Consider the following 10,003-nt stretch of genomic DNA (forward strand, 5'->3'; position numbering starts at 1 on the left):
GGGTCGGCCGGGCGGGGGACGAAGACCGGGGAGTCCGACTGGTAGAAGAGGTCGATGTCGGCCTCCTCGCCGCCGACGATCAGGGTGTCCCAGGCGCCGCTCTCCCGCAGGGTGCGGAGGGTGGCCGGGGCGATCGAGGCGAGGTGGGAGCGGAGTTCCCCGTCGCCGGGCAGGCCGGGCATCCGGGGCGCCAGCCGTTCGCGGATCCCCGCCATGCGGTCCAGCAGCACGTCCAGGTCGCTCCCGTCCGCGGCACCGGCGCCGCCGGCACCGGAACTGGCGGCACCGGAACCGGCGGCCGCACCCGCCTCCGCGCCGCGCGCGATGATGTCCTTGATGGCGCGGGTGACGCCCTGTTCGTCGGTGGTCACCATGGCGTTCCAGGCCCGGCTCTTGTGCCGGTACTGGAGCATGGACATCGCCGCCTCGTGCCGGATGAAGTCGGCGTCCCGCAGCGGCTTGCCCTGCCAGGCGCGGCTGAGCGAGCGGGCCAGCGAAGTGGCCGAGGCGAGACCGCTGTTGAGGCCGCGGCCCGGCCAGAAGTGGATGGCGTTGGCCGCGTCGCCCAGCAGGAAGCCGTAGGTGCCCGGGGTGGTCGTGGTCGGGCGGTGAAGCTGTGCGGTGAACCGCGGGCGCTGCACCATGTCCAGCCGGAACGAGGTGATCGCGGACAGGTCCTCCTCGGCCACCCCGAAGAGGCTGAGGCCCTGCCGGATCTCCTTCCACAGCGGGGAACCGCGCAGCAGGGCGGGCAGGAACAGGGTGCCGTGGGTCGGGCAGCGGAACTCGTTGTCCTCCTCCTGCCGGCTCATCAGGCAGGGGCGGGCGGCGATGCACTCCTCGAAGACGTGGCGGACCGGGTCGATGCCGATGACGTTCTTGACCTCCTCCCGGGTGAGCCGCATGTTCAGGAAGCCCTCGCCGCGCAGGGAGTTGAGCAGAAACCGGTTCTGCGACACGGTGAGCAGCACGCTCATCGGGTCCGGCAGCTTCGACTTGACGCGCAGCCCCAGCACGACGTCCTGGAGGTGCTCGCCGTCGAGGGAGTAGATCGAGGCGTCGGCCGCGCCGAAGCGGTCTGCGTAGTGCTCCCGTGTGCGGGAGCGGCCGCCCTCGGCGACCACCAGAACGTGTTCCTGGGTGATCCGGTTCTGCTCCTCCGCCGCGTCGAAGCGCCTGGGAACCAGGCGGATCGTGGACTTCCGGTTGGCCAGGTCCAGCAGCCGGTCCTCGATGTGGGCGATCCGGATGTTGCGGGGCGGGCGGCCGTCGACCGAGTCCGGGCCGACGGGCCACATCTCGGAGTAGGCGCCTTCGTCGTCGAAGAGGGCGGCGAGCACCTCGTCGGGCAGGGCGAGGTACTGCCGGCTCTGGACGGTCACCACCTGCTGGCGGCGGTAGTTCCCCTGGGTCTCGTCCTTCCAGACGACCGATGAGCCCTTCCTGGTCCAGCGCCCGTCGTAGAGGGTGACGGCGGTCCGTCCGGGCAGCATCTCGTCGAGCGCCAGGGCGAAGGCGAGGCCCACCGGGCCGCCGCCGGTGACGGTGACCCGCAGCGTGCCGGGGTCCGCGGAACTCGGCCGGGGCACGTCCAGGAGGGAGAGGTCCATGACCGTCTCCATGGCGTCCTGGGCCTCGTAAAGGAACGTTTCATCGCCGATCCGGATGCAGTCGTTCGGACGCAGCACATGCCGCGTGACGCGCTGTTCGTTGACGAACGTGCCGTTGCGGCTCTCCCGGTCGTAGAGGACGAAACCTGCGTCCTCGTCAAGGATCTCGGCGTGCAGCCGGGAGGCACTGGGACTGACGATCACCACGCTGTTGTCGCTCTTGCGCCCGAAGCTGAGGGGCTCGCCGCCCAGGACCACGCTCTGCCCGCTGAAGGGGCCCGTGCGTCCAACGATGACCGAAGGCACTCCACACTCCTTGAAAAAGACGCCTGCTGACTCCTCGTACGACAGCAACACGCCATCGCGAAGGTGTTCGGTTCAACCATTTTCGAAAATTTCCGGCGACTTCGTTGAACCGGGGGTCCCGGGCCGTACGTGATGGTGGCGTCGGCTGGCGATCAGAGGGAGAACCGCCCCCATGCACAACGAGGAATCCGAGACCGTGACGGACAGCACGCTCGCGGCCACGACCGCGCCCATCGGCGCGGCCACCGGCGCTGACACGGCGACGACCGCCGCCACCCCGGGCGCCCCGGGCGGGGAACGGCTGATCGCCGGCCGCTACCGGCTGCTGTCCCGGCTCGGCGAGGGCGGCATGGGCACCGTGTGGCGGGCCCGCGACGAGACCCTGCACCGCGAGGTCGCCGTCAAGGAGGTCCGGGCCCCGGCCCATCTGCGGGCCGGCGACATCGCGCGGATGTACAGCAGGCTGGAGCGGGAGGCGTGGGCGGCGGCCCGGATACCCGACCGCAACGTGGTGACGGTCCACGACGTGGTCATGGAGGACGACCGGCCCTGGATCGTCATGGAACTGATCCGCGGGCGGTCGCTGGCCGACCTGCTGCGCGCCGAGGGGACGCTCACCCCGCGCCACGCCGCGCACATCGGCGCGGAGGTGCTGAGCGCGCTGCGCGCCGCGCACGCCGCCGGGGTGGAGCACCGCGACGTGAAGCCGGCGAACGTGCTGCTCGCCGACGACGGGCGGGTGGTGCTCAGCGACTTCGGCATCGCGGTGGTCGAGGGCAGCACCGCGCTGACCCTGACGGGCGAGGTGGTCGGCTCCCCCGAGTACCTGCCGCCGGAGCGGGCGCTGGGCCGCCCCTCGGGCCCCGAGTCGGACCTGTGGTCCCTCGGCGTGATGCTCTACGCAGCCGTGGAGGGGATCTCCCCGTTCCGGCACGACACCGCGCTGAGCACCCTGCGGGCCGTCGTGGACGAGGAACCGCCGGTTCCGACCCGGGCGGGCCCGCTCGCGCCGGTCATCGCCGGTCTGCTCCGCAAGGAGCCGGCCGAGCGGACCTCCGCCGCCGAAGCCGCCGGGGCCCTGCGGGACATCGCCCGCGAACCGGACGCCACCACGACCGCCGCCCGCGTCCTGTCGGATCCCGTGGAACCCGCCACGGCCGCGGCACCCGTCCCCGCGCCGGCACCGGCACCGACGGCCGCGCCGGGCACCACCACCACCGCGGAGCCCGCGGCGGAGGGGCCCGCCCCGCTCGCGTCGCCCGCGCACGCGGCGGCCGGAGCCGCGCCCCGCAAGCGCCGTACGGTGGCTTTCGTCGCGGCCGGCGCGGCCGCCTGCGTACTGGTCGCCGCCGGGCTGGTGCACGCCCTCGACGGCAACGACGAGGACGCCGGCCCCGGTTCGGGCGTACGTGTGTCGGTCGCGGGCGCGAACACCACCTACACCGGCAGATGTCCGACCCCCGAGAACCGGGCTCCGGCGTTCACCGCGACCTTCACCGCATCCGAGCCGACGCTGATCTCCTACCGCTGGGTGTCCGGCGACGGCTCGGTGGTGGATCCGCACTGGCGCACCCTGTCCATCGGGGACAAGGCCGACCCCACCCGGCACGACACCGTGCGGCTGACGACCTACGCCAAGGCCGGCACCCTGACCACGGGGATGGCCGTGGAGCTCCAGAGCCCCACCCGCACCACCTCCAACCCGGTCCCCTTCTCCATCACCTGCACCGGCTGATCCCGGCCGGTCAGCGGTTGTGGCGGCGGGGTCCTGGAGCATCCACCTCGGCCGTGTCGGTCCGGACGGTGGCCACTGACGTGAGGGGGCCAGGTTCACCACCAGGGCCCCGAGTGAGGCAGGACGGCGGCGCTCGGCAAGTGGACGGCGGGGGGGACGGCGGTCAGGGCTCCACGGCCCGGAAATCGAGGAGGCCGGCGGTGATCACCGCGGCAGGAGGGCGTCCAGTGCGGCATCGAGTCCGATGGCGTCGCGGAAGTGGATCGCGGCGATCCCCGATGCGCGGGCGGCAGCAACGTTCACGGCCCTGTCATCGATGAACACGGTGAGCCCGTGAGCACGCTCCACAGCCGGAGTTCCAGCCCTCCGTCGTGACCTGCCCAGCCGCCTTCGAGGTCATCTCATGTGGCGATGCTGCGGGAGAAGATGAGGGTGCGGGCGATGCTGGTGATTCTAGGATCTCCGGCATGGCAACAAGACTCGTACAGATCAATATGAAGGCCCATGACGACTCCGTGCTCGGCCGGTTCTGGGCGGAGGCACTCGGGTGGGGTATCGACAGCGAGGCACCCGGCGTGACGAACCTCGAACCCGTGGGCTTCGCCTACCCCGACCCCGTGGCCGTCTGCATCGACATCGTCGCCCGCCCGGAACCCAAAACGGTGAAGAACCGGGTACACCTCGATCTGGCCACCACCTCGGCCGCCCACCAGTCGGAGTTGGTCGCGCGCCTGCAGGATCTGGGCGCGACGCTCGCCGACGTGGGTCAGGGCAACGTTCCCTGGACGGTCATGGCCGATCCGGAGGGCAACGAGTTCTGCGTCCTGGAACCCCGTCCGATCTACCGGGACACCGGGCCGATCGCCGCGGTGGTGGTCGACTGCACCGAGCCACGAGCGATGGCCCGGTTCTGGGGCGAGGCGATGGACTGGACGCTCCACGAGGTCACCGACGACCACGCGGCCATGCGTTCCGCCAAAGGCGTCGGGCCCTACCTGGAGTTCATCCGCACCCCCGACACCAAGAGCGTGTGGAACCGCGTCCACCTCGACGTCTGCCCCTACCCCGGTGACGACCTGGAAGCAGAAGAAGCCCGACTGCGCGCCCTGGGCGCCACCGACCCCGGTATTGACCAGTCCGCGATCTCCTGGACGGTTCTGGCCGACCCGGAGGGCAACGAGTTCTGCCTCCTCACCCCTCGCTGACCCCGGGCAACGGCTCCGGCCGGTTTCGGGCCGACGGCCCCAGACCCGAAGCCGCCTCCCGCCCCGGGGTGAAGCCCGGGCACGGGAGGCGGCCGTCTCCGCTCCAGGGGAGCAGGCACGCGGGGTCAGTCGCGCAGCGCCGGGATGACGTGCTGCCCGTACGCGTCGATCGTGGCCTCCTTCGCGTCGTGCATGTCGTAGACGGCGAACTGGTCGACGCCGAGGGCGCGCAGGGTCCTCAGCTTCTCGATGTGGGCCTCGGCCGGGCCGAGCAGGCAGAAGCGGTCGACGATCTCGTCGGGGACGAAGTCCGCGGACGGGTTCCCGGCGCGGCCGTGGTGGCTGTAGTCGTAGCCCTGGCGGGCCTTGATGTACTCGGTGAGCTCGTCGGGCACCATCGAGGAGTGCTCGCCGTAGCGGGTCACGAGGTCGGCCACGTGGTTGCCGACCATCCCGCCGAACCAGCGGCACTGGTCGCGGGCGTGCGCGAGGTCCTCGCTGACGTACGCGGGGGCCGCGACGCAGATGGTGATCGCGGCCGGGTCGCGGCCGGCCTCTGCGGCGGCCTCGCGGACCGACTTGACCATCCACTCGGTCAGGTAGGGGTCGGCGAGCTGCAGGATGAACCCGTCGGCCTTCTGCCCGGCGAGGGCGAGGGCCTTCGGACCGTACGCCGCCATCCACACCGGCAGCCGGCCCTCGCGCACCCACGGCAGCCGGATCGGGTTGCCGTCCACCTCCGCCTCGCGCCCTTCGGCGAGGTCCCGGATGACGTCGATGGCCTCGCCGAGCCGGGCCAGGGTGTTGGGCTTGCGCCCGGCGACCCGCATCGCCGAGTCACCGCGGCCGATCCCGCAGACGGTGCGGTTGCCGAACATGTCGTTGAGGGTGGCGAAGGTGGAGGCGGTGACCTCCCAGGTGCGGGTGCCCGGGTTGGTGACCATGGGGCCCACGTGCAGCTTGCGGGTGTGCTCCAGGATCTGGCTGTAGATGACGAACGGCTCCTGCCACAGCACCGCGGAGTCGAAGGTCCAGCCGTAGCGGAAGCCGTTGCGCTCGGCACGGCGCATGAGGCTGATCACCTGCGAGGCGGGCGGGTCGGTTTGCAGGACGAGGCCGAAGTCCATGGGGCGGCTCCTTGACGCTTACAGGTACTGGCAGGTGGCGCGGGGAACGAATGCCCCGTGGCCGGCCCGGCCGGTGAATTCGCGCTGGTCGATGACGAGTTCGCCGCGCGACAGCACGGTGTCGACGCGCCCGGTGATCCGCTTGCCCTCGTACGCCGAGTAGTCCACGTTCATGTGGTGGGTCTCGGCGGAGATGACCTGCTCGGCGTGCGGATCGTAGAGGACGATGTCGGCGTCGGAGCCCGGCGCGATGGTGCCCTTCTGGGGGTAGAGGCCGAACATCCGGGCCGGGGTCGCGCAGGCGATCTCGATCCAGCGGCGGCGGCTGATGTGCCCGTCCAGCACGGCCTGGTGGAGCAGGTCCATGCGGTTCTCCACGCCGGGCAGCCCGTTGGGGATCTTGGAGAAGTCCCCGCGGCCGAGCTCCTTCTGGCCCCGGAAGCAGAAGGGGCAGTGGTCGGTGGAGACCACTTGGAGGTCGTTGGTCCGCAGCCCCCGCCACAGTGCCGCCTGGTGCTCGCGCGGCCTGAGCGGGGTGGAGCAGACGTACTTGGCGCCCTGGAAGTCGGGCTCGGCAAGGTTGTCGGTGGACAGGAACAGGTACTGCGGGCAGGTCTCCCCGAAGACGGGCAGGCCCTTGTCCCGGGCGGCGGCCAGCTCGGCCACCGCCTCCTCGGCCGAGACGTGGACCACGTACAGCGGCGCCCCCGCGACCCGCGCGAGCTGGATCGCGCGGTGGGTGGCCTCGGCTTCGAGGAGCACCTTGCGGACCTCGCCGTGGTGGCGGGGGTCGGTCTCGCCGCGGGCCAGGGCCTGTTCGACGAGGACGTCGATCGCGATGCCGTTCTCGGCGTGCATCATGATCAGCCCGCCGTTCGAGGCACCCCGCTGCATGGCGCGCAGGATCTGCCCGTCGTCGCTGTAGAAGACGCCCGGGTAGGCCATGAACAGCTTGAAGGAGGTGACGCCCTCGCCGACGAGGAGGTCCATCTCCTTCAGGGTCCCCTCGTTGACGTCCGAGAGGATCATGTGGAAGGCGTAGTCGACGGCGCAGTTGCCGTCGGCCTTGGCATACCAGGTATCGAGCCCCTCGCGCAGGGAGTGGCCCACGCTCTGCACGGCGAAGTCGACGATGGTGGTGGTGCCGCCCCAGGCGGCGGCCCGGGTTCCGGTCTCGAAGGTGTCCGAGGCGGAGGTGCCGCCGAAGGGGAGCTCCATGTGGGTGTGCGCGTCGACCCCGCCCGGGATCACGTACTTCCCGCTCGCGTCGATCGTGCGGTCGGCCGTCCAGGCGTCGGCGGCCGCCGAGCCGTGTGCGGCGAGGGCCGCCACGCGGCCGTCCTCGATCAGGACGTCCGCGTGCAGTTCGTCGGCGGCGGTGATGACGAGGCCGCCGCGGATCAGGGTGCGGATGCTCATGGGAGTCCCCCTACTCGATGCTGCGCAAGGCCTGTTCGAGGATCTCGGCGCCCTCTTCCGCCTCGGCGACGGTGAGGGACAGGGGTGGCGCGATGCGCAGCACGCTGGTGTTGTAGCCGCCGCCCTTGCCGAGCAGCAGGCCGCCTTCGCGGGCCGCCTCGAGGACGGCGGAGGCCGCGTCCGGGTCGGCCTCGTCGGTGCCCGGCTTCGTCAGCTCCAGCCCGGCCATCAGACCGCGGCCGCGGACCTCCCGTACGGCCGGCGCGTGTGCGGCGATGCCGCGCAGCCGCTCGAGGAGCAGCCCACCGACGCGGCGGGCGTTGCCCTGGAGGTCGTGCTCCAGCAGGTACCCGAGGTTGGCGACGCCGGCCGCCATGGTGATCGGGGAGCCGCCGAAGGTGGAGATGGAGTTGGAGTCGATGCAGTTCATCACCTCGGCGCGGGCGACCACGCCGCCGATGGACATGCCGTTGCCGATGCCCTTGGCGAAGGTGAGGATGTCGGGCGGGCCGTTCTGGGCGTGCGCCTGCCAGCCCCAGAAGTGCTCGCCGGTACGGCCCCAGCCGGTCTGCACCTCGTCGCTGATCCACAGGATGCCGTGGCGGTCCAGGACCTCGCGGAAGGCCCCGTAGAGGCCGTCCGGCGGGGAGGTGAACCCGCCGACGCCCTGGATCGGCTCGGCGATGAGGGCGGCCACTCCCCCGCGCGCCTGGCCGAGTACGTCGTCCAGGTCGGCCACGGCGGCGGCGGTGAAGGCGGCGTCGTCGAGGTGGGCGAAGGGGCCGCGGGAGCGGACCGCGCCGTGCACGTAGTACGTCTGCAGCGGCGACAGGCTGGTCGGGGACCAGCTGCGGTTGCCGGTGATGGAGACGGTGGAGAAGGACCGGCCGTGGTAGCTGTTGCGCATCGCCAGGATCTGGTTGGAGCGGCGGTACGTCGTCGCGAGCAGCAGGGCGGTGTCGTTGGCCTCGGTGCCGGAGGTGGTGAAGAAGACCCGGGCGTCGGGGATGCCGGACAGCGCGGCGACCCGCTCGGCCAGCTCGATCATCGGCCGGTTCAGGTAGAGGGTGGAGGAGTGGATGATCCGCCCGGCCTGTTCGGAGACGGCCTTGGTGACCTCCGGCAGGGCGTGGGCGGTCATCGTGGTGAGGATGCCGCCGAAGAAGTCGAGGTAGCGCTTGCCCTCGGCGTCCCAGACGTGGCGGCCCTCGCCGTGGGTGAGCTCGATGGGGTGCTTGTAGTAGAGGGCGAGCCAGTCGGGCAGGACGGAGGCGTGGCGGCTGTGCAGGGGGATCGGGTCGGTCACGGCTGTACGAGCCCTCCGTAGGCGTCGGGGCGGCGGTCGCGGTAGAAGGCCCACTGGTCGCGGACCTCCTTGATCAGGTCGAAGTCGAGGTCGCGGACGAGGAGTTCCTCCTCCTTGTCGCTGGCGACCTCGCCGACGAACTGGCCGCGCGGGTCGACGAAGTAGCTGGTGCCGTAGAAGTCGTTGTCGCCGTACTCCTCCTGGCCGACCCGGTTGATCGCGGCGATGAAGTACTCGTTGGCGACGGCGGAGGCGGGCTGCTCCAGCTGCCACAGGTAGGAGGACAGGCCCCGGTGGGTGGCGGAGGGGTTGTAGACCAGCTGGGCCCCGGCCAGGCCGAGGGCGCGCCAGCCCTCGGGGAAGTGGCGGTCGTAGCAGATGTAGACCCCGACCTTCCCGACGGCGGTGTCGAAGACGGGCCAGCCGAGGTTGCCCGGGCGGAAGTAGTACTTCTCCCAGAATCCCTTGACCTGGGGGATGTGATGCTTGCGGTACTTGCCCAGGTAGCTGCCGTCCGCGTCGATGACGGCGGCGGTGTTGTAGTAGAAGCCCTCGTTCTCCAGCTCGAAGACCGGGACGACGATGACCATGCCGGTCTCGCGGGCGAGTTCCTGCATGCGGCGGACGGTCGGACCGTCCGGGACGGCCTCGGCCCAGCGGTAGTGCTCGGGCTCCTGGACCTGGCAGAAGTAGGGGGCGTTGAACACCTCCTGGAAGCCGATGATCTTCGCTCCCTGGGCGGCGGCCCGGCGGGCGTGCTCCTCGTGTTTGGCGATCATCGATTCGGTGTCTCCGGTCCAGGTGGCCTGGACCAGAGCGGCGCGGACGAGTTGGGCCATGAGCTGCTCCTCGCGACGGGAACGCCGAGTTCTACGCACGTAGATGATGTCCGTAGGGAGTAGAACGTAGGCCCCGTCACAGCGTGGGGCAAGACCGCCGTGCGCTGTTGGAGTAGTCGATCAGGTTACGTCGCCCCGCGGTCGATTGCGGTCAGCAGACGGGCGGGTTAGGGGGAGCTTGTCGGATCGCCGCAGCGCGGGCCGGGACGGTTCCGCCGGGGTCGGGTGTGCGCCGGGGCGCTCCCCGCAGGGCGTCGAACGCAAGGTGGCCCGGCCCGCCGACCCCCCGTCACGTTCGGCGCCCGAGGAGACGCCCCGGCGCGCGCCCGGCCCCAGCCGCACCGATCCGCCGGCTCCCGCATCCCGCCCGGCAAGACCAGCGTCGCGCCCGGCCCCAGCCGCACCGATCCGCCGGCTCCCGCATCCCGCCCGGCAGGACCAGCGTCGCGCCCGGCC

The 10,003-nt window shown here is 71.3% G+C and carries 7 protein-coding genes; 2 read left to right on the plus strand and 5 right to left on the minus strand.

Annotated elements, in window-relative coordinates; genetic code table 11:
* Nucleotides 1-1,916: FHA domain-containing protein (locus PV721_RS36590; RefSeq protein WP_319732103.1), on the minus strand; the 1,916-nt coding region annotated here is incomplete at its 3' end.
* Nucleotides 1,917-2,088: 172 nt separating this feature from the next.
* Between PV721_RS36590 and PV721_RS36595 the strand changes: the two genes are divergently transcribed.
* Nucleotides 2,089-3,651 carry a serine/threonine-protein kinase gene (locus tag PV721_RS36595; protein ID WP_319732105.1) on the plus strand — a complete coding sequence of 521 codons (1,563 nt, stop codon included), beginning with the start codon at nt 2,089-2,091 and terminating at the stop codon, nt 3,649-3,651.
* Between the two features lie 467 nt (nt 3,652-4,118).
* Nucleotides 4,119-4,856, plus strand: coding sequence for a VOC family protein (locus tag PV721_RS36600; RefSeq protein ID WP_319732106.1), 738 nt, complete (start codon nt 4,119-4,121; stop codon nt 4,854-4,856).
* 125 nt (nt 4,857-4,981) lie between these two features.
* Here the strand turns inward: PV721_RS36600 and PV721_RS36605 are convergent, their stop codons facing one another.
* From PV721_RS36605 to PV721_RS36620, 4 genes are read right to left on the minus strand one after another with little or no spacing between them, the layout of a single operon-like run.
* Entirely contained in the window at nt 4,982-5,983 is a 1,002-nt protein-coding gene (locus tag PV721_RS36605; RefSeq protein WP_319732108.1) for a TIGR03842 family LLM class F420-dependent oxidoreductase, read from the minus strand.
* Nucleotides 5,984-6,001: 18 nt separating this feature from the next.
* Complete coding sequence (hydA, locus tag PV721_RS36610; protein ID WP_319732110.1) at nt 6,002-7,402, minus strand: dihydropyrimidinase; 1,401 nt, start codon at nt 7,400-7,402, stop codon at nt 6,002-6,004.
* A gap of 10 nt (nt 7,403-7,412) precedes the next feature.
* Entirely contained in the window at nt 7,413-8,708 is a 1,296-nt protein-coding gene (locus tag PV721_RS36615) for an aspartate aminotransferase family protein (RefSeq protein WP_319732112.1), read from the minus strand.
* Entirely contained in the window at nt 8,705-9,547 is an 843-nt protein-coding gene (locus tag PV721_RS36620; protein WP_319732114.1) for a nitrilase-related carbon-nitrogen hydrolase, read from the minus strand. The genes PV721_RS36615 and PV721_RS36620 overlap by 4 nt, the downstream gene beginning before the upstream one ends.
* Nucleotides 9,548-10,003 lie beyond the last annotated feature (456 nt).

Source organism: Streptomyces sp. MB09-01 (assembly GCF_033794505.1).
Classification (GTDB): domain Bacteria; phylum Actinomycetota; class Actinomycetes; order Streptomycetales; family Streptomycetaceae; genus Streptomyces.